This window comes from Streptomyces sp. AP-93 (assembly GCF_022808175.1).
Classification (GTDB): domain Bacteria; phylum Actinomycetota; class Actinomycetes; order Streptomycetales; family Streptomycetaceae; genus Streptomyces.
Genome location: NZ_JALGBX010000005.1, coordinates 72,596 through 95,873, shown reverse-complemented (window position 1 = coordinate 95,873; position 23,278 = coordinate 72,596). Strand labels below are relative to the sequence as shown.

Genomic DNA, 23,278 nt, shown 5'->3' with positions numbered 1-23,278 from the left:
TCACCGGTTCCTCTCGTCCGTGAGGAGTTCCGTGAAGAGGGCGCGGTAGTGCACCATCGCTCCCCGGAGTTCCTCGGTGGTCGCCCGCCCGTCGGCGCTTCGTACCTTGACGTCGTGGGCGGAGCGGTAGTGGTCCAGGGTGTCCGCGTGTTCGACGGACAGGTCGCGCAGTTGTCCGCCGAACCCGTCGGTGGGGTAGCCGCGCTCGCTCATCAGGCGGGACACCAACTCGTCCGCCTCGGCGACGGAGCCGTCCGGCCGGTCCACGAAGTGCTCCTGGACGGTGGTCCATTCGTCGGCGTACTGGCGGCGCCGCTCGGCGGGGAGCTCCTTGATCTCCAGCCGGTCGTGCCGCTGCTCGCGGGCGCGCAGTTCGCGCTCCCCGGCCAGCGCGCCGCCCTTCTCCTCGACGGTCCGCTCGTACTCCGGCCCGAAGCGGTCGCGCAGGTGGCGGCGGCGCACCAGCATGGCGAAGGTCAGGGTGAGTGCCACGACCACGACAACGGCCGCAATGATGATCGCTTTGAATGTGTCGGTAGACATGTGCCGCCTCCATCGAGCGGTTCCAACAGGGTCGTCGCCCCCTTCGGCCACCCGCTGGGAGAAGAGGAAACCTCCATCCTTCGCATATGCCATGTGCATCGACCGCGGCAAGCCGCCCGCTCGGCGGTTCGGCGGTTCGGCGGTTCGGCGGTTCGGCGGTTCGGCGGTTCGGACGGCACAGAGCAGTGGAAACCCGGTGAGATCGTCCCGCAGAGCGGCATCTACGCCTGCGACGGCGGCAAGGAACACGTGTGGAGCAAGAGCACCGACGTCCGCGGGCACCGGTTCCCTCCGCTGCCCTACGACTGCTCGGGTCAGTCGTGGACCTTGCGCACGCAAGCCCACCCTGACGGCGGCTGACGGCTGACGCTGCCGTGCGGCTGCGGACCAGCGATCCCCGTGCACCGGGCCGGCGCCGGGTGCGCCACGGCCGCGGCTTCCGCTGCCTCGACGCGGAAGGCGCGCCGCTGTGCGCGGCGGACCGGGAGCGGGTCCGCGCGCTCGTGATACCCCCGGCCTGGCAGGACGTCTGGATCTGCCCCTGTCCCCGCGGCCACCTGCAGGCCGTGGGGACCGATGCCGCCGGGCGGCGCCAGTACCTCTACCACCCGGCGTCCACGGCGCCGTCGAGCACGCCGTTCTGGACCTCCTGCGAGCCCGTCGCGGGTGACCCGTACCGACCATCCGTAGCGCCGCGAGTACCGGGTGGGCGCCAGTACCGCCGCCACACTGATCGCGAACGCGCTCGTACCCGCCCTGCTCGACCGGTACCTGGGGCGCACCGGACTCGGCGCGCCGGCGGCCCGCCTGCGCGGTCACGGATCGGTCGGTGGGGGGCGCAGGGCAGAGGTCCCCCGGTCCCACGCCGCGCGGATGTACCGGCCGAGGCGGTCCTCCAGGAACAGCGTCGCCGCGCAGCCGAAGGCGATGTCGGCCTCCAGTGCGGGTTCCACGGCGAGCAGCCCGCCGATGACCTCGCGGCGCACGACCTGCTCGTGGACGGCGTCCGCCTCCACGTGCTCGGTGTAGAAGTGCTCGGCCGCCGGGCCCGCGCCGCACCGGCGCATCGCGGAGGCGAGACGACGTGATCCGGGGGAAGAGGTGACCTCCAGGCAGGCGAAGTGCCCCACGAGCGCACCGCGTTGCGTCCGGTGCAGACCGAAGAGCGACATCAGGTTGACGGTGGCGAGCAGCGGCGCCGGGGCGCGGTCCAGGTAGGTGCCGTACGTGGGGTCCAGGCCGAGGTCGGTCATGAGATCCGCGAAGAGTGCGGCATGGATGCGGTCGGCGTGACCGGCGCCGAACTCGTCGTACTCGACGGCGACCATGGCCGCCTTGGCGCGGCCTCTCAGTCGCGGAACCACCCAGAGGTGCGGGTCCGCCTCCTTGAGGTGGTAGAGGGATCGCAGGACGGCGTATTCGCGCAACTGCCATATTTCACCGTGCTGTTCGAGGTAGTGACTCACGCTGCCGCTTTCATCGTCCGGCTCGACGAGCAGCGGGGCGAAGGCGGCGTCGACCGTCCGCGGGGCGTCGTGCAGTGCGGCGCGCAGCGCGTCCAGGACGGCGGATTCGAGGTCCTGGCGCAGCCGGAGCAGGTCCGGATCCCACTCCCGCTCGTCGGGGACTCCGGCGAAACCGCGGTAGTGCAGTTCGTACAGCAGGTAGAGGGCGAGTTGGAGGTCTTCGCCCCAGGGGTCGGCGGCGGACGCCGATCCGTTGACGCGGGCGGGCGGCCGGCCGGATCCCAGCGCGTCCACGACGGCCCGGGACAGCTCCCCGCGGGCTCCGACGAGTGCGGGGGCGGGAGCGGGGGCGGGAGCGGGGGCGCCGGCACCACGGATCGGCCCGGGTACGGGTACGGATGTCGTCATGTGCGGCTTCCCTCCTCCGGCGCCAGTGCGCCGCGGCGCCGCCTCCGGTGGCTGGTGTCGCACCAGGGCGGGGTCCGGCTCCGGCGGCAGGTGCACACGGCGACCACGAAGCGGTCGGAGCGGGCGACCGAGCCGTCTTCCATGACGACCTCCACCGGTCCCTCGACCAATACCGGTCCCCGCGCCTCGACGGCCACCCGGCGGGCCGGGCAGGGGGCGGGGGCGGACGAGCGGTCAGGGGCGCTGGGCACGGACGATCACCAGCTCTTCCCATTCGGCGCCCTCGCATGCCAGGCCCTCGCCCTCCAGCCAGGCACGACGGGCGCGCAGTACCGGTCCCCAGGGAACCGAGGCGTGCAGGACGATCCGCGCGGTGAGCCCGGACCGCTCCAGGCGGCGCACGGTGGTCCTCGGCCCGCACATCCCGGAGTGGACCATGAGCAGCACACCGCCGGGACGCAGCAGGGAGGCCGTCGTGGCGCAGATCCTGTCGATGATCAGGCGTCCCGTCGGACCGGCGTCCCAGGCCCGCTCGGCGCCGCGCCGCGGCAGGCGGACGTCCGGGCAGGGGACGTAGGGAGGGTTGGCGAGGACCAGATCGAAGCGCTGGCCCCGGGTGCGCAGGGCGAAGTCCCCGTGGACGACGCGCAGCGACAGCCGGTGCCGCAGAGCGTTCACGTACGTCGTGACGACGGCGGGCCAGGAGATGTCGACCGCGGTGACACGGGCACCCCTGCTCGCGGCGTGAAGGGCCAGGGCACCTGTCCCGGTGCCGATCTCCATCACCGTCGCGGCGGGGCGCAGTTCCTCCCGGGCGAAGGCCTCGTCCAGCAGTCTGGTGTCCGCCTGCGGGCGGTAGACACCGGGCGGCGCGAGCAGCCGGGGCGTCACGGGAGCGTCCTGCGAGCCGCGATCGGAGCGGTCCCGGATACGGCCGCCGATCCGTCCGGGGCGAGGTGGTAGACGGCGAAGGCCCGGTCGATGACGGGCATGGCCACGTTGCGGACCCTGATGCCGCCCGCCGTCATCCCGTGCTCGGTGCCCAGGTGGGCGTGGCCGTGGACGGCCAGGTCGGCGCCCTGCTCGTCCATCGCCTCGGCGAGCAGGTAGCTGCCGAGGAAGGGGTAGATCTCCCGCGGCTCGCCCGCCACGGTGTCGGGTACGGGCGCGAAGTGCGTCAGCGCGATGCGCAGCGCGCAACCCGCTGCGCGGAGCTCGGCCAGTGCCCGTCCGAGGCCCTCGGCGCAGCTGCGGGAGTAGCGGATGAAGGCCTTCATCTCCGGTTCGCCGAAGTCGCTGCCGCTGCGCCCGGCGAAGCCTCCGCAGAAGCCTTTGGTCCCCGCGACGCCCACGGTCGTACCGGCGAGCTGGAGGGCGACCCCGTCGCCCTCCAGGACGTGTACGCCCGCCGCCCTCAGCTCCCGGGTGACAGCCTCCTGCTGGTCACTCTGGTAGTCGTGGTTCCCGAGGACGGCGACGACGGGCACGGGCAGCCCGGCGACCTCGGCGGCCACGACCCGGGCCTCCGGCGCGGTGCCGTGCCGGGTGAGGTCGCCGGCCAGCAGCAGTACGTCCGCGCAGGCGCCGAGGGTGTCGAAGGCGGGCCGCAGCAGCCCGGCGCTGTCCGGGCCGAGGTGGATGTCCCCGACGGCCGCCACGCGGATCACGGCAGGTCCTCGGAGTGGTCGGGCGGCTGGGGATGGCTCACGGTGAGGTCTTCGTACCAGTCGAGACCCGCCAGCTCCTCCTCCGCGAGACGCAGGACGGCCGTCCTGCACTGCTCGTCGGGGACACGGCCCCGGACGACGGCGCGGGAGCCGTGGGTTTCCACGCGTACGCCCAGTTCGGCGGTCTCCTCGTGCGCCAGCCGGTCGCGCAGGTGCTCGATGCGGTACTCGGTGATCCCGGTGTCGGTCACGTCGCTTCCTCGCTCTCATCGGGGCCGGCGGGGCGGCGGTCGATGACCTGGAGCCTCGCGAGCAGGTAGAGGAAGGCGTCCGGGAGCGGGGTGGCGCGGTGGTCGCGGTCCAGCCGGTCCCAGTCGATCTGTTCGCGCAGCATGCGGGCCATGGGCAGCAGGTCGCCGAAATCGCAGTAGTGCTCGCAGAGCGCCACGAGCCGGCTTTCCATGAGGTCGGTGGGCGAGAGGACCGGCATCCACACCGAGTCCACCGCCTTGACGCAGGCCCGCCCGAGCAGCTCCGTACTGACCGGGCGCCTGGCCAGCTCGAAGATGAGGTCGATCTCCTCACCGCCCGATCGGCCCTTGACCAGCCAGTCCTCCGGGGCGCGGCGCACGTCGATGCCGCCGCCCTCCAGGGCCTCGATCGCCGCGTCGGCGTCCTCGGGCCGGACGCAGAAGTCCGTGTCGTGCTGGAACCGGGCCGGCAGACCATGGGCGAAGGCGGCCACGCTGCCCGCGAGGGCGAAGGGCCTTCCCGTCCGTTTGAGCAGCGCCGCCACGTGTTTGGTGGTTTCCAGGATCGCCTGGGTGTGGTCCTCGGGCAGTGGAGCACCGGTCGGAGCCGGGGGGCTCAGCCCTCCCGGAGAGGGGAGGAGACCCGTCAGATTCGCCGGGGTGGTCTTGAGAACCATGGCGCCTCACTCGACCGGGGACGACGCGGCACGCACGCACTCACTCACGCACGCACTGCACCTGGGGCATCTAACCGCCGTAGACCATCGCAAACACTCCCGATGGAGCCCGAAGGGTGCGTGACCGGCCGGCCCCGGCCCGCCCCACCGGCTGCGCCCTCCTCATTCGGCGCGGGTCCGGCGTGGCGGCACGGTCGGTGTGGAACACATTCCGCCGACCCCTTCCTGTCGAGCCGACCCCTTCCCCTTCTCCCCCTTCCCCATTCCTTTCCTCTTCCTCCCGAAAGGCCGCCTCGTGCACTTCACCCTCCGCAAGGACCTCGGACTGCTTTCCCTGCGCCTCGCGGCAGGCGGCGTCCTGATGGCACACGGCACGCAGAAGCTCTTCGGCTGGTTCGGCGGTGGCGGCATCGAGGGAACGGCACGGGCGATGGAGCACATGGGCTTCACTCCGGGCAAGCGGAGCGCCATCGCCGCCGGGCTCGGCGAGGCGGGTGGCGGCGCCCTGCTCGCGCTGGGTCTCGCCACCCCCGCGGCGGGCGCCGCCGCGGCGGGCGCCATGGCAGGGGCTGTCGCGGTCCACGCTCCCGCCGGGTTCTTCGCCCAAGGAGGCGGCTTTGAGTACCCGGCCCTGCTCGGTACCGTCGCCGCCTGCCTCGGCGTCACGGGGCCGGGGCGCATCTCCCTCGACCACGTCAGCCGGCACCGGCTCGACCGTCCCACCGGCATCGTGGTGGCGTTCGCCCTCAGCGCGGTGGCGGCCACCGTCGTCGTCAACCGGCGCGTCGCCGCGATGGAGTCCCCGGCCGGAGCCGACGAGGACTGATCCGGCCCACCCGCGGCGGACGTGGCCGGGGAGCGCACTCCGGGCGGGCCCGTACGACCGCCATCGCCGTCCCGGTGCTGTTGCCACACGGCGGGAACGACGTGCTGAGCAACCTCAACCAGACGCTCGCCCGGGAACTGTGCGACAAGGGCGTGAACATGGAGTTCGCCTACTACCCCGACCAGGGCCACACCATCAGCGACGGCCCGCTGGACGATGCGATCGCCTGGATGGACGCCCGGCGCATCGGCACCCCGGCTGCCACGAGCTGCGTGTTCTGAGGGGCGGCGGCCACGGGCGGCGGCCACGGGCGCCGACCGCACCGCCGGAAGGCCCGGCGCCCTCAGATGTACATGTTCTTCTCCTCGTACGAGGGTCCGTAGTACCGCTCCAGCTCCTCCAGGGACTCGTGCGTACGCTCCAGGCTCTTCGAGATCCTGGCCCTGGACGGGGCCGCCCCGGGGTTCCAGGTCTCCGGCTTCCACAGGGCGGAGCGCACGAAGGCCCGGGAGCAGTGGAAGTAGACCTGTTCGACCTCCACGAGGAGGGCGAGCGTGGGGCGGTGCCCCTTGACGGTCAGGTCGTCGAAGAAGGGCGCCTCGCGGAGCAGCCGGGCCCGGCCGTTGACGCGCAGGGAATCGCCGCGGCCCGGGATCAGGAAGAGCAGACCGACGTGGGGGTTGGTGAGGACGTTGCGGTAGCCGTCCGCACGGCGGTTCCCGGGGCGGTCCGGGATCACGAGGGTGGTGTCGTCGAGGACCTCGGCGAAACCGGGCGGGTCGCCCTTGGGCGAAACGTCGCACGTGCCGTCGGCGGCCGAGGTGGAGATCAGGCAGAGCGGGGACCGGGCGAGCCACTGCTTGTGGTGGTCATGGAGGGTCTGCCGTTCCTTGTCGAGGGCCACGGCGGTCGGTTCGCCGAGCAGCTCGCGCAGCTCCCCCTCGGTGTTGATCTCCTCGTACGCCCCTGTGTCCACTGCCCGCCCCCGTCTTCGCGGGCGGCCGGTGCGCCGCCCTGCCGCGAGCGGCCCGGATGCCCGGTCCGTCCGCCCGGAATCGAATCAAGGAGCGGAAACCCCTGTCTGACTTGGCTTCCGGATGGCAGGCTCTACTCCTCGAAGCGCTGTCCTGGGGGGGATCACACGTCATGGAGCCGGGTACGGGCATGGGCCTGCGCGGCCGGAGCGGCATTCTGTCGCTGGTCGACTCCTGCCTGAAGGAGGACCCGGCTGCCGAGCGGCCGCTGACCATGCTCCTCGGCCCGGCCGGCAGCGGGGCCAGCGAGGCGCACAGCGCGCTCATGGAGCGCTTCGGGCCGGACTACCCCTTCGCCTTCGTCAACTTCGGCGGGGCCCAGTCCCTGCTGCCGCGCTACGCCCTCGGGCTCCTGGCCCGCCAGCTCGAACGCAAACTGCCCCGCTACGGCCGCTCCCACTTCCCGCTGCTCAGCCTCGGCCTGCTCGCCTCCGACCAGGAGCTGCGCATGCGCAACCTCTCGGAGGGGCGGCGCGCGGTGCAGCGCCAGCTGGACCGGTTCCAGGAGGAGAACGAGGCCCGCCACGGCGACTATCTGGCGGCCTTCTTCGAAGTGGGCATGGGCGCTGTCGGCATGCCCGAGGGCGCCTCCAGCGCCGCACTCGCCCTCTTCCAGGACGCCCTGCGGCGCGGCCGCCGCACCGTGCCCGGCCTGCTCGGCGGCCGGCTGGGCAATCGGCTCACGGCCGGGGCCCACTGGTACGGACGCCACCCCATGACCCGCAGCGCGGACCCCATGGAAGCCCTCGTGGAGCTCAACCTGTGGCGCCACGAGGGCGACGAGAACGAGCAGGAGCGCCTCGACCTCGTCCTCTTCTCGGCCTTCCTCGAGGACCTCAGGCGCAACACCGCCCGCAACTTCATGCCCCGTTCCTACCTGCTGCTCCTGGACAACTCCCACACCGAATACGGCCGCCACTTCCTCGACCTGTTACTGCGCTCCCGGCACGACCAGACCGTGGTGGCCGGGCACACCAGCGATCCCCTGACCGTCGTCGCCAGCTCCAACCGCTGGCTGCCCCGCTGGGGTCCGGCGACCGGGGACTCCTGGCCCTGGCAGCTGCGCGGACCCGACCGGGCCTCCCTGGCCGACTGGCACGCCCACCGGCCGCCCCGCGACAGCGAGGACAGCTGGTGGTACCCGCTGCGCCTGCGCGACCTCAACCTGGACGAGGTGCGGATCCGGATAGAGCTCCAGCTCGGCGGGCACAGCGACCTGGCCCCGCTGACCCGCCTCACCCCCTTCGTACACCGGCTCACCGGCGGCCTGCCGCGCGCGGTCCACCAGGTGCTCGACGTACTGCGCCAGGCCGGGTCACTCCCGGACTCCGGCCCCCAGCAGGACCATTGGCTGCGCACCCTGCCCGACCGGCCGCTGCGCACCGGGGAGGACTCCGCCACCCTCGCCGACACCGCCCTCGGCCATCTCCTGCGCGACTTCGACGGGACCCAGCGCGCGGCCCTGGCCGAATGCGCAGCCGCCCGGGACTTCTCCGTGGCCACGCGGCTGCTCAGCCCCGACGACTCCCTGTTCGGCGAGATCCGGGCCCGCTGGCTGCTGACCGGACCCGTCGCCGTGGTACCCGTACTCCACCCGTGGCTGCGCCGGCTGCTCCTGTGGCGGCTGGCCGCGCGGCCCGACGGGTGGGACGCCGTGCACGAACTCCTCGCGGAGTACTACCGCGGCGAGGGCAAGCCGGTGCAGGAGATGTACCACCAGCTCGCCCGCGGGCGGACCGAGGAGGTCACCACCCATCTGACCCGGCGCTTCACCGCCGTACCCGCCGCGCAGTGGATCTCCGAGTTCGACGCGATCACCTCCGCTCCGAACCGGCTCCCCGCCGGCAGCGGGCCGCTGGAGCTCCTCTCCGGGCTCGTCCCGCGCCGGCCCGGGCGGGTGATGGACACCGAGTCCGTGATCCACACCCTGGTGACCACCCGCTGGGTGTGGAGCGATCCGCTGGCCGACCCCGCCATGCGGCTGGGGAACCTGATCGCCGACGGCTACACCCAGCTGTCCCAACTGCGGAGGAACGACATCGTGGCCCTGTTCAACGAGGCCGAGCGGTACCGGCATTGGCGCGATCCCCAGACCGCGGGCTGGGAGGGCTGAGCGCGTGCCCAGACTCGAATGGCCCCTGCACGTCGTACGCCGCGTCGCGCTGGCCACCGCTGCGGTCATCACCCTCGTGGCGGCGCTCTGGCTGGGCGCGGGCTGGCTCCAGGAGCGCCAGGCCAGGTGCGCCGAAGGGGTCGTGGAACGGGGACCGGACGACGAGTGCGTCGGAGTGAGCGACGGCTCCTACGTCTTCGCTCCGCACCTCGACGCCGTCAGCGCGAAGATCGAGGTGGAGAACCGCCGGGTCCTCGCCAACGCGGACAAGGAGCCGTACGTCAGCGTTGCCTACTTCACCTCGTTCACCACCACCGCCGCGGACAGCAACTCGGCGGAGGGCGTCCGGCACGAACTCCAGGGCGCCTACCTGGCCCAGTACCGGCACAACCAGGGCGACTTGGCCGCCACGCCCAGGATCCGGCTGCTGATAGCCAATCCGGGCAGCAAGTCCACGCAGTGGAAGCACACCGTCGACGCGCTGATCGCCCGCAAGGACTCCCCGGACCGGCTCGTCGCGGTGGCCGGTCTCGGACCCAGCACCAACGAGAACCTCGCGGCCATAAAGCGCTTCTCCGAGAACGGGATCGCCATGGTCGGCGCCACCATGACCGCCTCGGACATCAAGGACATCAACGGCTTCGTCCGGATCGCCCCCACCAACGAGGACCAGGCCTACGCGGGCGCCGGCTACCTCAAACGGCGCGGGGTCACCACCGGTGTCGTCGTCCAGGACGTGGCGCAGGGAGACCTCTACGCCTCCACCCTCGGCACGGCCTTCACCAAGGCGTTCCATGACGGCGGCGCGCACAAGCTCGTTGCCGAGCGCATGACGTACGACTCCTCTGTCAGCAGCGCCTGGCAGAACGAACTGCGCTACATGCCCGGCCAGTTGTGCCAGCAGCGCCCGCAGCTCGTCTACTTCGCCGGCCGAGGCCTGCACCTCACCCGCTTCCTCGACGCGCTCGCCAACCGCAGTTGCACCGAGCAGCAGTTCACCGTGTTCACCGGGGACGACACGACCAACCTGAGCCCCGAGCAGCTGGCCCGCGCCGCCGAGACGGGCATCGAGGTGCTCTACACCGGCCTCGCCCACCCCGACATGTACCGCGCGGCCCCGCAGGCGGTGTCCGCACCCTCCGCGAAGAACTTCCAGCCGGGCGGGCTGCTGGACCAGTGGTTCCCGCACGACCCCCGCGAGGACGGCGGGGCCCTGATGGGCCACGACGCGGTACTCGCCTCGGCCCACGGCATCCAGATGGCCGCCCGCTGGCAGGGCCAGGTGGCCGGCGACGCGGTGGCCCGGATGTTCCATCAGATGGACGGCACCCAGCAGGTGGCCGGGGCCGGCGGATTCATCTCCTTCCAGAACAACGGGAACCCGCGCAACAAGGCCGTCCCGATCCTCCGCCTCAACGCCAAGGGCCAGGTGGAGCTCGTCGAAGTCTCCGCGGCGGTGGGTAAACCCCCACAGGGACAATGACGCACCGCGACGGTGGCATCACACTCCAGGTCACCGAAAACATGAGACGGAGCCAAGAAGTTACCTGCTCGTTATAGACTCGAGGATGGGGTGGAGATGTCAGCATATTTCGTGGAAAATCCACCGCATTGCCGGTGCTTTCGCGATCTCGGGAAGGCCTCTCCACCTATCACGAACAGCACCCGCCCCGTAACCCCTCGGGGCCGTGCAATCCGCTCCAACCCTGGGTAGCTTCGGCCCGCATGACCGCTCATGCAGAACTGGCCCATTACCGGAAGACCCTGCCGCCCGCGCCGACCACCTCGACCACGCACATCGACCGCCCCCGCCCCGGTGACGGCCGCCATCTGTGGCGCCTCGCTCGCGATTCCAGGACGCTGGACCTCAACTCGGCCTACAGCTATCTCCTCTGGTGCCGTGACTTCGCCGGCACGTCCGCGGTCGCCCGCGACTCGTCCGGGCGTGCCGTCGGATTCGTCAGCGGATACCTGCGGCCCGACAGCCCCGGAACCCTGCTCGTCTGGCAGATCGCCGTCGACGAATCCGTCCGCGGTCTGGGCATCGCCGGGGCCCTGCTCGACGGCCTCTCCGCCCGCGTGGCGGCGGAACACGGACTGAACTTCCTGGAGACCACCATCTCCCCCGGGAACCTCGCGTCGGAGCGGCTGTTCGCCTCGTACGCCGCACGGCACGGCGCCACGCTCACGCGCGAAGTGCTGTTCACCGCAGAGGAGTTCCCGGACCGCGGGTACGCCCCGGAAGTCCTGCACCGCATCGGGCCGCTCCACTTCTGATCCCGGTCCGCACGCCTCGTACCGCACGCCCCGTACCGCACGCCCCGTACCGCACGCCCCGTACCGCACGCCCCGTACCGCACGCCCCGTACCGCACGCCTCGTACGAACACCCAGTTCCGAACACCACACGCTCACTGGAGAGTTGCCTTGACCATGACCGAGCCGGCCCCGTCCGTCTTCGAGACCCTGGAGTCCGAGGTGCGAAGCTACTGCCGCGCCTGGCCCGTCGTCTTCGAGCGCGCCACGGGAAGCCGGCTGTACGACGAACACGGCTCCGGCTACCTGGACTTCTTCGCGGGCGCCGGTTCTCTGAACTACGGCCACAACCACCCCGCCCTGAAGCGGGCCCTGCTCGACTACCTGGAGCGGGACGGCATCACGCACGGGCTCGACATGTCGACGACCGCCAAGAGGGCCTTCCTCGAGACCTTCCGGTCCCACGTCCTCGAACCCCGCGCACTGAACTACAAAGTGATGTTCCCGGGGCCCACCGGGACCAACGCCGTCGAAGCGGCGCTCAAGCTCGCGCGGAAGGCCAAGGGGCGCGAGTCGGTCGTGTCCTTCACCAACGCCTTCCACGGCATGTCGCTCGGCTCCCTCGCCGTCACGGGCAACGCCTTCAAACGGGCCGGCGCCGGCATCCCCCTGGTCCACGGCACCCCGATGCCCTTCGACAACTACCTCGGAGGCAGGGTCCCCGACTTCCTCTGGTTCGAGCGTCTGCTGGAGGACCAGGGCTCGGGCCTCAACCACCCGGCGGCCGTCATCGTCGAGACGATCCAGGGCGAGGGCGGGATCAACGTGGCGCGCGCCGAATGGCTCCGCGCCCTCGCGGACCTGTGCCGGCGCCGCGACATGCTGCTGATCGTCGACGACATCCAGATGGGCTGCGGCCGGACCGGCGAGTTCTTCTCGTTCGAGGAGGCGGGCATCACGCCCGACATCGTCACGCTGTCGAAGTCCATCAGCGGCTACGGACTCCCCATGTCCCTGTGCCTGTTCAAGCCCGAGCTGGACCTGTGGGAGCCGGGCGAGCACAACGGCACCTTCCGCGGCAACAATCCGGCCTTCGTGACCGCGACGGCTGCCCTGGAGACCTACTGGGGCGACGGCGTCCTGCGCGAGCGGACCCTCGTCCACGGCGGGCACGTCGAGAGCGCGCTGCGCGAGCTCTGCGGCGAACACGCCCGGCTGGGGGCGACGTACCGGGGTCGCGGGCTGGTCTGGGGCGTCGAGTTCGCCCACAAGGAGCGCGCGGCAGCGGTGTGCCGGAGGGCTTTCGAGCACGGGCTCCTTCTCGAGACGTCGGGCCCCGAGGGCGAGGTCGTGAAGCTGCTCCCGCCGCTCACCGTCACCCGCGACGAACTCGACGAGGGCCTCGGCATCCTCGCCCGCTCCGTCCGCGAAACCGCCTGACCGGCACCCCGCCACACACCACGAAGGGCACCACCATGATCGTCCGTTCGTTCCGGGAGATCGAGGGAACCGACCGCCACGTCAGGGCGGCATCCGGCACCTGGGAGAGCAAGCGCATCGTCCTGGCCGGGGAACGCGTCGGCTTCTCCCTGCACGAGACCGTCCTGTACGCCGGCACCGAGACGTCCATGTGGTACGCGAACCACGTGGAGGCCGTGGTCTGCACACAGGGAGAGGCCGAGCTCACCGACGAGGAGACGGGCCTGACGTACACGATCACGCCGGGAACCATGTACCTCCTCGACGGCCACGAGCGGCACACCCTGCGCGTGAAACACGAGTTCCGCTGCCTGTGCGTCTTCAACCCGCCCGTGACCGGCCGGGAGGACCACGACGAGAACGGCGTGTACCCGCTGCTCACCGAACCCGACCACGGCTGACGTACGCACACGCACCCGCACCCGCACCCGCACAGATCAGAAGGGAGAGGCAGGCACCGCCATGACCTCCGCATCCATTCGCACGGTGAACGACCTGTATCCGACCCGGGGCTCCGAGGAGGTGCTCACCGGCCGCGCGGACCCCGTCGTCTGGTCCGAGCCCGGCACGCCGGGCCCGATCTGGGCCCACGAGCTGGAGAGCTACGAGCGCGACGGCTTCCTGTCCGTCGAGGAACTCATCACGCCCGACGAAACGGACGTCTACCGGACCGAGATGGACCGGCTGCTCCGTGACCCCTCGACACTGGCCGACGAGCGGTCCGTCGTGGAGCCGAAGTCCCGGGAAGTGCGCTCCGTCTTCGAAGTCCACCGGATCAGCGAGGTGTTCGCGGCCCTGGCCGCCGATCCGCGCGTCGTGGGGCGCGCGCGGCAGATCCTGGGCTCCGAGGTGTACGTGCACCAGTCCCGCATCAACGTCAAGCCCGGTTTCGGCGCCAGCGGGTTCTACTGGCACTCCGACTTCGAGACCTGGCACGCCGAGGACGGCCTGCCGCACATGCGCACCGTGTCGGTGTCCATCGCCCTGACGCCGAACCACACCACCAACGGCGGCCTGATGATCATGCCCGGCTCCCACCGGAGCTTCCTCGGCTGTGCCGGTGCGACGCCGAAGGACAACTACAAGAAGTCCCTCCAGATGCAGGACGCGGGCACCCCGTCGGACGAGGCACTGACCACGTTCGCCTCGGCCTGCGGCATCAAGCTGTTCACCGGCAAGGCGGGCTCGGCCACCTGGTTCGACTGCAACGCGATGCACGGCTCGGGTGACAACATCACGCCCTACCCGCGCAGCAACGTGTTCCTGGTCTTCAACAGCGTCGAGAACCGCCCGTCGAAGCCCTTCGCCGCCCCGGTGCGCCGGCCCGGATACATCGCCTCGCGGGACTTCACGCCCGTGCGCTGACGCCTCCGGCCGACCCGGCCAGGCCCGGCCGGGCACCTGCCCGGCCGGGCCGGCTACGCAGCGGGGGTGATGGTCAGGTCAGCCGAAGCCCCGCGCTCCGAGCCTCGCGTAGGTGCCGGCCAGGTGGTGGATGTCGCGCTCCGCGCCCTCGTACAACCACTGCCGGTACGTGGCCGCGGCCTGGTGGGGGTTTGCGCCGTCCGCCACGGCCGCCGTGAGGCCGCCCGCCGTCCAGCCGGACAGCAGGGCCCGCAGCACGCCGTGGGAGGAGGACGGGTCCAGCTGCGCGCCCGCGTCGCCGACCACGAACCAGCCCGGCCCCGCGGGGGCCCCGCTCAGCCGCCAGGTCACGTCGGCGGCCCGCGGCGGACCCTCGGGGGTCAGGCCCGCGAACTCCTCGGGCAGCCAGGTGCGCGACCTCTGTTCCGGTACCAGGTCCAGACGCATCCACTGGTACCGGGCGGCCTCCACCCGGGCCGTCCAGGTCCAGCCGGTGTGGTCCGCGACGATCGCGGGCGCCGCGTCACGGGCCGGGCTGGCGCCCAGCGCGTAGCCGTACCGGATCAGCAGGCGCGGCGACCGCGGCCGGCCGGCGGCGGCGGGCCCCAGGGCGCGGCCGGCCCAGCGGGCGCGGCCGGTCGCGTCGATGACGGTCCGCGCGCGGATGGTCGCCGTGCCCGGACCCGGGCCCCGGGTGCGGGCGCCCGTCACGACACCGCCCTCGACCAGGGGTTCCAGCACGCGACAGGACATCCGCACCTCCGCCCCGGCTTGCCGGGCCCGGTCCAGCAAGAGCCCGTCCAGCCGCCGCCGGTCGACCTGGAAGCCGCGCCAGGGCCCGTCCGCGTCACTGCCGAACGGCTCGAAGCGCGGTTCGCCGCCCCAGCCGACGTGGATGCCCTCGTGCCGGGCTCCAACCACCGACGCGAAGCCGTCCGGCAGCAGGCCTGCGAGGACGGACTCGGCGCCCGGGTGCAGCGCCTCTCCCGGCCGGTCCCTCGGGCCGTCCGCGCGTTCGGCCAGTACGGTCCGCAGCCCGCCCGCCGCGCACACGATCGCGGCCGCGCAGCCGGCGGGGCCGCCTCCGGCGACGAGCACGTCCACGACCGTACCGTCTCCGGCCGGGCCGCCCGCCCTCACCTGGTCGGGATCGTGGCGTCGCGCGTCCACGGGCCCCCGCCCCTGCGCAACAGCACGGCCGTGCCGTCCGTGAAGGCCAGCACGTCCTCCTCGATCTCCACCAGGACCTTCTGGATGTCGGAGGGATCGCGCGATTCGGTTCCGGGCCGGTAGACGCGGACCCGGTAGCGGCGGGTCCCCGTGAGGCGGCTGCCGGTGGCCTGCTGGGCCTGCGCCAGTCCGGTGTCATCGGCGTCGACCGTGGTGAAGGACACCACCGCCCACGCCGATTTGGCCTTCAGGATCTCGATGACGGCCCTGGCGCCGAACCGGGTCACGAAGTCGGGGTCGTGGATGCCCAGACTCCAGTACACCGCCGACATGGCGAGGACCCGGGACTTGGTTTCGGCGAGGTCGACGCGGGCGGTGAGGTGGGCGGTGAGCCGGTCCTGCGTGGTGATGTAGTCCGCCCTGTCGATGTCCTGGTAGGCGACCACCTGCCGGCCGTCCACGGTACGGACCTCCGGCCCCCGGATCCCGTCCCAGGGCAGCCGCCCGAGCCCGTCGGTCTCCTCCATGCCGATCTCGGCGTCGGTCAGCGGGACGATCGTCGGCCACGGGTAGGCGAAGCCGGGGGCGTCCTTGAGCGGGGTGAAGGTACGGGTCGCATCGGGTGCCACGGAGGGCCAGTAACTGCCGAGTGCCGCGCAGAGTTTGACGTCCTCGAGGAAGGGGGTGCCGAGGCTGTAGGCCTGCGTGTAGCGCTGGAGCGGCAGTCCGGGCTCGCTGTAGACGAGGCCCTGGCTCACCTCCCATCCCGGGTCCGTCACCCCGGCCGCCGCGTCCGGCAGACCGGTGTACCGGCCGCGTGCGCCGGCGGGCAGCGGGCGGGCGAGGGGTTCCCCGGGCGCCGGATGGCCGAGTACGGCGGTCAGGGTGTCGTCGTAGATGTCGAAGCCCTTGGGAAGGGTGATGTCCCCGGCGAACCGGAACTCCGAGAGCGGGTGCGGCGGTACGGCCCACAGTGCGTCGCGGATCGCCTCCGGGACCTCGGTGCGCCACCACACCGCGAGGTCGTGCTGGTTGACGTGGGGGAAGAAGTCGGGTGGCGCGACGCTGCAGAACGCGGGCTTGAACGTGTCGATCTCGGAGGCGAGCTGCGGGCAGTCGACGGAGACGAAGCCGTCCCCGGCGAAGTCCACCCAGTGCTGGGCCCGGTAGCCGCCCTCCCGGATGATCGTGTCCATGTCCGGGTTGAGGTTGAGGTTCTCCAGCCGTCCGTCGCTGTGCAGGCGGTGGCGGATGTTGACGTACTCGGGGGAGCGCCGGTCGTTGTCGGGGGCGGTCCCTTCCAGGTAGGTCGGTTCGGTCTCCAGGGAGCCGGGGATCAGCTGAACGGAGGAGAAGTAGAGGATTCCCGGATCCTGCACCAGGTCCGCGGACACGTTGAAGCTGAGCCACTCCCCCTCGAAGCGGGCCCGGTCCGCGAACGGCCCGGGACGCGGGGCGAGCACCCCGGAGCCGTGCGCTCCCTTCTGCGGCGGCAGCAGGGCCGCGATCTTCTCGTCCCGGATCGTGAAGGGGAACTTCTCCAGGTCCTTGCCGGTCCACTCGGTCGGGTAGCCCTGCTCCCGGAGGAAGAGGTGCATCCGCTTGAGCTTCTCGTTGACCAAGTGCGAGCCGAGGGTGAGGGAGAGGTCCAGCCCCTCGACGCATTCCCGCCCGGGGAAGAGCTTGTGCACCGGGACCCAGAAGGCGCGCTCGTCGTCGCCGTCGACGATGTCGCGGGGTCCGAAGCTGCGACGGTCGGCCCCGGTGACCTGCATGGCGATGTACGGGGCGAAGCGCTGCGGCACCGTACGGAAGACGAACGGGCTCTTCGGGTCCTGCGGGGCGAACTGGCGGGTCCGGGCGTCGTAGTGCGGGCCGGTGGTGCCCATGCGGGTGATGCCGGTCCGGGAGAAGCAGAGGTCGGCGTGGCGGCCGTGCACCGAGCCGGTGGCGTCACGGTAGTCGAGGGCGAACACCACCACACCGAGCGGGTTCTCCCCGGCGATCTCGCGGAGCCGGGCCAGTGAGGGCGGGCGCACCCCGTAGACGTAGTTCTCGACGGCTTCGATCTCGGCGAGGCCCGGGAACGCGCCGAGGGTCCGGCCCCGGCCGTCCGTGGTCACGTGGGGCGAGGCGAACGCGTGGTAGAGCAGGCTCCGGGCGGGGATCCCCGGCTCGATGCCACGGGCGGGCAGGGCCGGGGAGAAGTCCTCGAAGCCGGGCACCGAGCGGTCCAGGTCGGGGACCGGTTTCGCCAGCTCGGCGGCCAGGTCCGGGGCCCCGATGTCGAGTGCGCCCCGGGTCGCGGTGAGGAGCAGCGTACGCCAGCCGCGGCCGGCGAGCCGGGCGCAGGCGTCGGCGACCGCGTCGGCCAGCGCTCTGGTGGGCGGCGCCGCCACGGCCTCGTACTGGACGGTGAGTCCCGGGAATCCGAGCAGGAGGCCGCCGGCGGCGGCTCCCTTCACAAGACCGCGTCGAGAGAGCACCACGTTCGCCTCCTGGGATGTGTCGGAACCTCTCACCGATCGGTGATTGTGGCGGCTCGGCCGCGGGAGGCCGGAGATCGACGCGGGCTTCCCTCCGAACGGCCCAATGGGTGTTGTTAAAAGCTTGGCGCGCGGCCCCTCACCGGCCACTCCTCCCGGACGGGCCGTTCGCCGGGCGAACAACCAGGCTGTTTTCAGGGTGAGTTCGCGACATCCGCAGGCACATGCCGCGGAGACCCGGATCGGGCGACGGGATCACCGCGCGTGGGGCGAGCCGTGCGACACGCCGATTTCGCCCCGCGGGACTTGAGCCCCTCCCGGCACGCCCGCACATCATGATCAAGTTAGGCCCTTTATCCACCCATGAGGAGTGATTCATCCCATCATGTCCCTTATAGCGTTCACCGAGATACAGCCGGATACGAACTGCCCCTGCCCCGGCTGCCGGACCGAGCGACGATCCGCCGCCGCCCGGCACACCCCGCGCCGACGGGTCCGCGCCATGGCCGTGGCCACGGTCGCCGGAGCCTGCGGCCTGGCCGCGCTCCCCGGGCCCGCCGCCACCGCCCAGGCCGCCGAAACGGGGCGCTCCCCTTTCCCCGACGGCACGGCATCCACTCCGCAGGGGCCGGCCGGTCCGCTCGCGCGGACCCCGGCCAAGCGCCTGGACGCCCCGGAAGCCGCCTCCGTCACCCGGGCCGAGATCATGCGCCGCGCCCAGCAGTGGGTGGACGCGAAGGTCCCGTACAGCATGTCCGCCTACCGGAACGGCTACCGGACGGACTGCTCCGGCTTCGTGTCGATGGCCTGGGGGCTCGGCTCCAACCAGTGGACCGGCAGCCTGGACCAGTTCGCGCAGCGCATCTCCAAGTCCGAGCTGCTACCCGGTGACATGCTGCTGTTCCACAACCCCTCGAATCCCGGCGCGGGCTCCCACGTAGTGCTCTTCGGAGGCTGGACCGACTCGTCCAGGACCCGGTACACCGCCTACGAGCAGACCCGCCCGCACACCCTGAAGCGCAGCACCCCGTACGCGTACTGGAACAACTCCTCGCGCTACGTGGCCTACCGCTACACGGGCCTGCGCGAAGGCGGCGGCGAGGAGACCCCCGGCGCGTTCCCCGGGGCGCGCGCCTTCGGCACCGGGGCGAACAACGCGCACGTCACCCGGCTCGGCGAGATGCTCGTGGCGCGCGGCGCAACGCGTTTCTACACCTCCGGCCCGGGACCCGTGTGGAGTTCGGCGGACCGGGCCGCCACCAAGGCCTTCCAGGAGGCCCAGGGGTGGCGCGGCGCGGAGGCCGACGGCATGCCCGGTCCGGCCACCTGGACCCTGCTCACCAGCGGCACGGGACGCGACATCGCCACCGGGAGCGGCGGGCCGCCGACCGGCTCCGCCTTCCCCGGCCGGCAGCACTTCCGCCCCGGACAGTCCAACGACCACGTGGCCAAGCTGGGCCGCCGGCTCGTGGAGCGCGGCTACGGGCAGCACTACTCCGACGGCCCGGGACCCCGTTGGTCCGAGAGCGACCGGCGCAACGTGGAGGCGTTCCAGCGGGCACAGGGCTGGCGCGGCGCGCAGGCGGACGGCTACCCGGGCCCGGAGACCTGGCGCCGGCTCTTCGCGTAGCACCCGGGGCGCCCTGACGGCACGGGCGGCTCTGGCGGCACGGGCGGTGGCTGCAGCTGGGGCTGTAGCCCCCGTGCGGCCGCCGCCACGGCCCGGGCGACGTCATGGCGCGCACGACACCGACGCCGCCGCGACGGGACCGCTGCGCGCGGGCGTGGCGGCGGACCGGGCCGGGGTCGGTCTGCCCCTGGATGTATGGACCTTGACGAGCCATCAGAGGCGATCATACCCACGGATGTTTGGGTGGACGTCGGTACAACTCGGCGCGGATGGCGGCCGATTCCGGACAATGGACGACCCTTGACGGCACATGGGCGTTGTGCGAATCTCTCGACAGGTCTGGACCAATTGTCTTCCTCGGACGGGGGTCCGAGTTGTCCGGACGCCTCGGGGGATCCTGCGGCGTCCGGCGGTCCTGACCGCTCACGGCCGTCGGCCGGTCCCCGGGGGAGGACCGGACGCGCCACACGGTGATCGACCGATGCATCACCGAACCCGGTTTCCACAGACTGCCGTTGGCGCCTGAGGCCCCGACGTTCGGCAGCCCGTGCCCGTGCCCATGCCGCGTCCGCACGCTCACCCGTGCTGCTCTTCCACCCTGCTCCGACGTCCTAAGTGAGCCGCCGATGCCCGAAACACTCCCCCCGCCCGACCGCACCCCGGCTTCGCCGGCCCAGCAGGGCGTCTGGCTGACCGAACGGCTGGGGCTCGCCCTTGAGGCGTTCCACATGCCGGTGCGGATCTCCTTCGACCGGATCGACGCGGCGGCGCTCGTCCGTGCGGTGGCCGCTGTGACCAGGCGCCATCCGGCCCTCGCCGCCCGGCTGGTGGAGCGTGACGGCCGGGTTTGGCAGGAACCTGCGGCGCAGAGGCCCGAGTTGGTGCAGCTGGAAGCGTCGGCTGACCAGGCCGACCTGGAGAAGCGGCTGGAGGAGGAGGCCGCTCGTCCGTTCGCCCTGGAGACCGGCCCGCTCAGCCGCTTCACCCTGTACCGGCGCGCCGACGGCAGCGCCGAACTGCTGGTCACCGCCCACCACTCGGTCTTCGACGGCAACTCCAAGGACGTCCTGACCCGGGACCTCGCAGCCGCGTACGGCTCGGCGCCCCTGCCCGTGGCCACTGCACGGGCCGCAGGGGCCACAGGGGCCACGGGGGCCGCACCGACCGCACCGACCGCGGATCCGGGCACCGTCCGGAGGGCTGCCGAGTGGTACGGGCCGCGTTGGGCCGCCGCCACCGACCCCGTACTGCCCGGCGTGTCGCGCACCCCGACCGTCGCCGGGGCCGGTGAGGCGGTGGAGTGGCACCTCGGCGTGGCCGAAGCCCACGAGTTGGCCGCCTCCGCCGCCCTCAGCGGTACCACCGTCTTCGAGTTCCTGCTCGCGGCCCTGCACGGGCTCCTGCGCCGATACGGCGGCGAAGCCGTCCCGGTGTCCGTTCCGCTTTCCACCCGGACGCCCGAACTTGCTTCAGAAATCGGCCTGTTCGTCAACGAGCTGCCCGTCCACGCGCCTGCGGCCGATGCGTCACACACCTTCACCGCCTTCGCCGCAGCCGTCCGGACAGAGCTGCGGGCCGGCTACCCGTACCGCAGGGTGCCCTTCGGCACCGCCGTCACCGGACTGGGCCCCCGCGTCGGCCTGACCGCGGTCTCGCTCGGGTACCGCCGGCGCGGCCCGGATCCGGACTTCGCCGACACCGGTGCCCGGATCGCCTGGGCCGTGCACAACCGTACGGCCCGCAACACCCTCCACCTCCACATCGTCGAAGCCCCGGAGACCCGCGGCGCCCTGAGCGGCGGCATCGACTTCAGCCTCCAGTACGACCCGGCCGTGCTCGCACCGGAGGCCGCCCGCCGGATCGCCGGCCACTACAGCACCCTGCTCGCCGGCGCGGTCGCCGCGCCCGGCACCCGGCTGCTGGACCTCCCGCTGCTGGACGCCGCCGAGCTCCGGGCCGTCACCGCCGTGCCGAACGCCACCGGCCGGCCGTATCCGGCCGACCGGACCGTGCTCGACCTGATCCGCGCCCAGGCCGCCGCCACCCCGGAGGCGATCGCGGTCAGCGCTGCCGGCCGCCACCTCGAGTACCGCGAACTTATGGCCCGCGTCCGTCAGTTGGCCTTAGCCCTGCGCGCCGGCGGCGTCAGACCCGGCGACCTGGTCGCCCTCCACCTGGACCGCACCGCCGACCTGCCCGCCGCGCTGCTCGCCGTACTCGCCACCGGCGCGGCGTACCTGCCGCTGGACCCCGGATATCCGGCCGAGCGCCTGGCCCTCGTCCTGCGCGACTCCGGAGCCGTTCTGGTACTCGCCGACCGGGAGCCCTCGCCAGTGGTCTCGGCCGCCGCCCCCGCAGTCCTACGGCTCCCCGCGCCCTCGGCGCAGGACCCGGCCGATGCCGCCCCCGAGGCCGGTCCCGGGATCACCCCCGGCGCCGCCCCCGGTACGACCCCCGGCGCCGCCCCCGGTACGGACGAAGTGGCGTACGTCCTCTACACCTCCGGCTCCACGGGCCGCCCCAAGGGCGTCTGCGTCGGCCACCGGGCCCTGGTCAACCTGCTCACCTCCTTCGCCGACCGGCTCGGCTCCGGCCCTCAGCACGCCTGGCTCGGCCTGACCTCGCTCTCGTTCGACATCTCCGCGCTGGAGCTCTACCTGCCGCTGGTCACCGGCGGCCGCCTGGTCCTGGCCCCGGACGGCCTCGCCGTCGACGGCCCCGGCCTGCTGGCACTGATCGGCGCCGAGGGCGTCACCCACGTACAGGCCACCCCGTCGGGATGGCGGGTGATGCTCACGGCAGGGAGCGGCGCCGACGCGCTGGCCGCGGTCACCGGCCTGGCCGGGGGCGAAGCGCTGCCGCTGCCGCTCGCCCGCGAACTGCGCGCGCGCACCGCCCGGCTGTTCAACGCGTACGGGCCCACCGAGACCACCATCTGGTCCACCTGCGCCGAACTGCCCGCCGAGCCGGAGCACGTCAGCATCGGCCGCCCGATCGCCAACACCCAGGTCTACGTCGTCGACGAGCAGCTGAGCCCCACCCCGCTGGGCATCCCCGGAGAGCTGCTGATCGGCGGGGACGGAGTCGCCCACGGCTACCTCGGCCGACCCGAACTCACCGCCGACCGCTTCGTGCAGAGCCCGTTCGGCCCGCCCGGCGCCCGGCTCTACCGCACCGGGGACCGCGCCGTCTGGACGCCCGACGGCGATCTCGACTTCCTCGGCCGGATCGACGACCAGGTCAAGATCCGCGGCCACCGGATCGAGCTCGGTGAGATCGAGTCCGCCCTGCTGGAGCACCCGGCGCTCGCCCAGGCCGCCGTTGCCGTCCGCACCGAGGAGGACGGCGAGCCCTTCCTGGCCGGGTACCTGGTCCCGAGCGCCGGCGCCCCGTCGCCCGCCCCCGCCGACCTGCGCGACCACCTGCTGCGCACGCTGCCGGCCGCTATGGCGCCGCAGCGCTGGCTCACCATGGAGCGCCTGCCGCTCACCCCGAACGGCAAGCTGGACCGGCGGGCCCTGCCGGTACCGCCGCGCGAGGCTCCGATGCCACGAGCCGCCGCCCCCGACGCCGACGCCGACGCCGACGCCGACGAGGTCACCGGAACGGTCCGGCGGATCTGGGCGGAGGTGCTGAACCTGCCCGATGTCGGCCCCGAGGACGACCTGTTCGACCTCGGCGGGCATTCGCTGACGGTGATCCAGATCGCCGTGCGGATCCGCGACGCGCTCGGCGTGGAACTGGACTTCGACGTCTTCTTCGACGTACCGACCCCGGCCGGCATCGCCGCCGCCGTCCGCGAGCGCCAGTAGGCCCTGCGCGCCGGGCACAGGCCACTCGGCCGTGCCCGGCCCAGCCCTGCCTTGCCCCGCCGCGCCTCGCCTTGCCCCGCCGCGCCTCGCCCGCAC

Annotated in this window: 20 protein-coding genes and 1 pseudogene; 11 read left to right on the top strand and 10 right to left on the bottom strand. The window is 72.3% G+C overall.

The genetic code is table 11. From position 1 onward, the window contains the following. Entirely contained in the window at window positions 1-543 is a 543-nt protein-coding gene (locus MTF69_RS10220; protein WP_243332801.1) for a hypothetical protein, read from the bottom strand. Between the two features lie 374 nt (window positions 544-917). Between MTF69_RS10220 and MTF69_RS10215 the strand changes: the two are divergent. Continuing rightward, window positions 918-1,154 (top strand): annotated as a pseudogene (locus tag MTF69_RS10215) (DNA topoisomerase IB); the annotation flags it as partial. A gap of 204 nt (window positions 1,155-1,358) precedes the next feature. Here MTF69_RS10215 and MTF69_RS10210 read toward each other — a convergent pair. Genes MTF69_RS10210 through MTF69_RS10185 form a run of 6 tightly spaced genes read right to left on the bottom strand, consistent with a single transcriptional unit; the run spans window position 1,359 to window position 5,012 of the window. Continuing rightward, the gene (locus tag MTF69_RS10210) at window positions 1,359-2,417 is read right to left on the bottom strand and encodes an iron-containing redox enzyme family protein (RefSeq protein ID WP_243332800.1); all 1,059 of its coding nucleotides are present in this window, start codon (window positions 2,415-2,417) and stop codon (window positions 1,359-1,361) included. Continuing rightward, window positions 2,414-2,668, bottom strand: coding sequence for a CDGSH iron-sulfur domain-containing protein (locus MTF69_RS10205; protein ID WP_243332797.1), 255 nt, complete (start codon window positions 2,666-2,668; stop codon window positions 2,414-2,416). The genes MTF69_RS10210 and MTF69_RS10205 overlap by 4 nt, the downstream gene beginning before the upstream one ends. Further along, a complete protein-coding gene (locus tag MTF69_RS10200) occupies window positions 2,652-3,308 on the bottom strand; it encodes a HemK2/MTQ2 family protein methyltransferase (RefSeq protein WP_243332795.1) in 657 nt (218 codons plus the stop codon). Before MTF69_RS10200 ends, MTF69_RS10205 begins: the two co-directional genes overlap by 17 nt. Then, the gene (locus MTF69_RS10195) at window positions 3,305-4,084 is read right to left on the bottom strand and encodes a metallophosphoesterase (RefSeq protein ID WP_243332792.1); all 780 of its coding nucleotides are present in this window, start codon (window positions 4,082-4,084) and stop codon (window positions 3,305-3,307) included. Before MTF69_RS10195 ends, MTF69_RS10200 begins: the two co-directional genes overlap by 4 nt. Beyond that, window positions 4,081-4,335 (bottom strand): BON domain-containing protein, encoded by a 255-nt coding sequence (locus MTF69_RS10190; protein WP_243332790.1) that lies wholly within the window; start codon window positions 4,333-4,335, stop codon window positions 4,081-4,083. The genes MTF69_RS10195 and MTF69_RS10190 overlap by 4 nt, the downstream gene beginning before the upstream one ends. After that, window positions 4,332-5,012, bottom strand: coding sequence for a nucleotidyltransferase family protein (locus MTF69_RS10185; protein ID WP_243332788.1), 681 nt, complete (start codon window positions 5,010-5,012; stop codon window positions 4,332-4,334). The genes MTF69_RS10190 and MTF69_RS10185 overlap by 4 nt, the downstream gene beginning before the upstream one ends. Window positions 5,013-5,307: 295 nt before the next feature. On the opposite strand from MTF69_RS10185, the gene MTF69_RS10180 reads away from it, so the two are divergent. Together MTF69_RS10180 and MTF69_RS10175 are read left to right on the top strand one after the other, a co-directional pair. Continuing rightward, window positions 5,308-5,838: a DoxX family protein gene (locus MTF69_RS10180; RefSeq protein ID WP_243332787.1), complete on the top strand. Its 531-nt coding sequence runs from the start codon at window positions 5,308-5,310 to the stop codon at window positions 5,836-5,838. A 74-nt stretch (window positions 5,839-5,912) separates the two neighbouring features. After that, a complete protein-coding gene (locus MTF69_RS10175) occupies window positions 5,913-6,119 on the top strand; it encodes a hypothetical protein (RefSeq protein ID WP_243332785.1) in 207 nt (68 codons plus the stop codon). A 62-nt stretch (window positions 6,120-6,181) separates the two neighbouring features. Here the strand turns inward: MTF69_RS10175 and MTF69_RS10170 are convergent, their stop codons facing one another. Then, window positions 6,182-6,814 carry a pyridoxamine 5'-phosphate oxidase family protein gene (locus MTF69_RS10170; RefSeq protein WP_243332784.1) on the bottom strand — a complete coding sequence of 211 codons (633 nt, stop codon included), beginning with the start codon at window positions 6,812-6,814 and terminating at the stop codon, window positions 6,182-6,184. A gap of 170 nt (window positions 6,815-6,984) precedes the next feature. Between MTF69_RS10170 and MTF69_RS10165 the strand changes: the two genes are divergently transcribed. From MTF69_RS10165 to thpD, 6 genes are all read left to right on the top strand, one after another. Then, window positions 6,985-8,985 (top strand): hypothetical protein, encoded by a 2,001-nt coding sequence (locus tag MTF69_RS10165; protein ID WP_243332783.1) that lies wholly within the window; start codon window positions 6,985-6,987, stop codon window positions 8,983-8,985. Window positions 8,986-8,989: 4 nt separating this feature from the next. Next, window positions 8,990-10,468: an ABC transporter substrate-binding protein gene (locus MTF69_RS10160; protein WP_243332782.1), complete on the top strand. Its 1,479-nt coding sequence runs from the start codon at window positions 8,990-8,992 to the stop codon at window positions 10,466-10,468. Window positions 10,469-10,710: 242 nt separating this feature from the next. After that, complete coding sequence (gene ectA, locus MTF69_RS10155) at window positions 10,711-11,262, top strand: diaminobutyrate acetyltransferase (RefSeq protein WP_243332781.1); 552 nt, start codon at window positions 10,711-10,713, stop codon at window positions 11,260-11,262. A gap of 149 nt (window positions 11,263-11,411) precedes the next feature. Continuing rightward, the gene (gene ectB, locus MTF69_RS10150) at window positions 11,412-12,680 is read left to right on the top strand and encodes a diaminobutyrate--2-oxoglutarate transaminase (protein WP_243332780.1); all 1,269 of its coding nucleotides are present in this window, start codon (window positions 11,412-11,414) and stop codon (window positions 12,678-12,680) included. Between the two features lie 35 nt (window positions 12,681-12,715). Continuing rightward, window positions 12,716-13,120: an ectoine synthase gene (locus MTF69_RS10145; RefSeq protein WP_243332779.1), complete on the top strand. Its 405-nt coding sequence runs from the start codon at window positions 12,716-12,718 to the stop codon at window positions 13,118-13,120. Window positions 13,121-13,181: 61 nt separating this feature from the next. Further along, a complete protein-coding gene (thpD, locus tag MTF69_RS10140; RefSeq protein WP_243332778.1) occupies window positions 13,182-14,084 on the top strand; it encodes an ectoine hydroxylase in 903 nt (300 codons plus the stop codon). 78 nt (window positions 14,085-14,162) lie between these two features. On the opposite strand, the gene MTF69_RS10135 is transcribed toward thpD, so the two are convergent. Both MTF69_RS10135 and MTF69_RS10130 read right to left on the bottom strand, forming a co-directional pair. Beyond that, on the bottom strand, window positions 14,163-15,254 hold the full coding sequence (locus MTF69_RS10135; RefSeq protein ID WP_243332776.1) for an FAD-dependent oxidoreductase: 1,092 nt from the start codon (window positions 15,252-15,254) through the stop codon (window positions 14,163-14,165). Next, window positions 15,221-17,743: a hypothetical protein gene (locus MTF69_RS10130; RefSeq protein ID WP_243332774.1), complete on the bottom strand. Its 2,523-nt coding sequence runs from the start codon at window positions 17,741-17,743 to the stop codon at window positions 15,221-15,223. The genes MTF69_RS10135 and MTF69_RS10130 overlap by 34 nt, the downstream gene beginning before the upstream one ends. Window positions 17,744-18,125: 382 nt before the next feature. On the opposite strand from MTF69_RS10130, the gene MTF69_RS10125 reads away from it, so the two are divergent. Together MTF69_RS10125 and MTF69_RS10120 are read left to right on the top strand one after the other, a co-directional pair. Further along, window positions 18,126-19,370: a peptidoglycan-binding protein gene (locus MTF69_RS10125; RefSeq protein ID WP_243332772.1), complete on the top strand. Its 1,245-nt coding sequence runs from the start codon at window positions 18,126-18,128 to the stop codon at window positions 19,368-19,370. 626 nt (window positions 19,371-19,996) lie between these two features. After that, window positions 19,997-23,182, top strand: coding sequence for an amino acid adenylation domain-containing protein (locus MTF69_RS10120; RefSeq protein ID WP_243332770.1), 3,186 nt, complete (start codon window positions 19,997-19,999; stop codon window positions 23,180-23,182). The last annotated feature ends 96 nt before the right edge of the window (window positions 23,183-23,278 follow it).

Excerpts from the sequence above, each read along its gene's own strand:
- MTF69_RS10145 (WP_243332779.1), top strand. The coding sequence starts at position 12,716 with ATGATCGTCCGTTCGTTCCGGGAGATCGAGGGAACCGACCGCCACGTC.
- MTF69_RS10165 (WP_243332783.1), top strand. The coding sequence starts at position 6,985 with ATGGAGCCGGGTACGGGCATGGGCCTGCGCGGCCGGAGCGGCATTCTG.
- thpD (WP_243332778.1), top strand. The coding sequence starts at position 13,182 with ATGACCTCCGCATCCATTCGCACGGTGAACGACCTGTATCCGACCCGG.
- MTF69_RS10120 (WP_243332770.1), top strand. The coding sequence starts at position 19,997 with ATGCCCGAAACACTCCCCCCGCCCGACCGCACCCCGGCTTCGCCGGCC.
- MTF69_RS10220 (WP_243332801.1), bottom strand. The coding sequence starts at position 543 with ATGTCTACCGACACATTCAAAGCGATCATCATTGCGGCCGTTGTCGTG.
- MTF69_RS10210 (WP_243332800.1), bottom strand. The coding sequence starts at position 2,417 with ATGACGACATCCGTACCCGTACCCGGGCCGATCCGTGGTGCCGGCGCC.
- ectA (WP_243332781.1), top strand. The coding sequence starts at position 10,711 with ATGACCGCTCATGCAGAACTGGCCCATTACCGGAAGACCCTGCCGCCC.
- MTF69_RS10185 (WP_243332788.1), bottom strand. The coding sequence starts at position 5,012 with ATGGTTCTCAAGACCACCCCGGCGAATCTGACGGGTCTCCTCCCCTCT.
- MTF69_RS10125 (WP_243332772.1), top strand. The coding sequence starts at position 18,126 with ATGTCCCTTATAGCGTTCACCGAGATACAGCCGGATACGAACTGCCCC.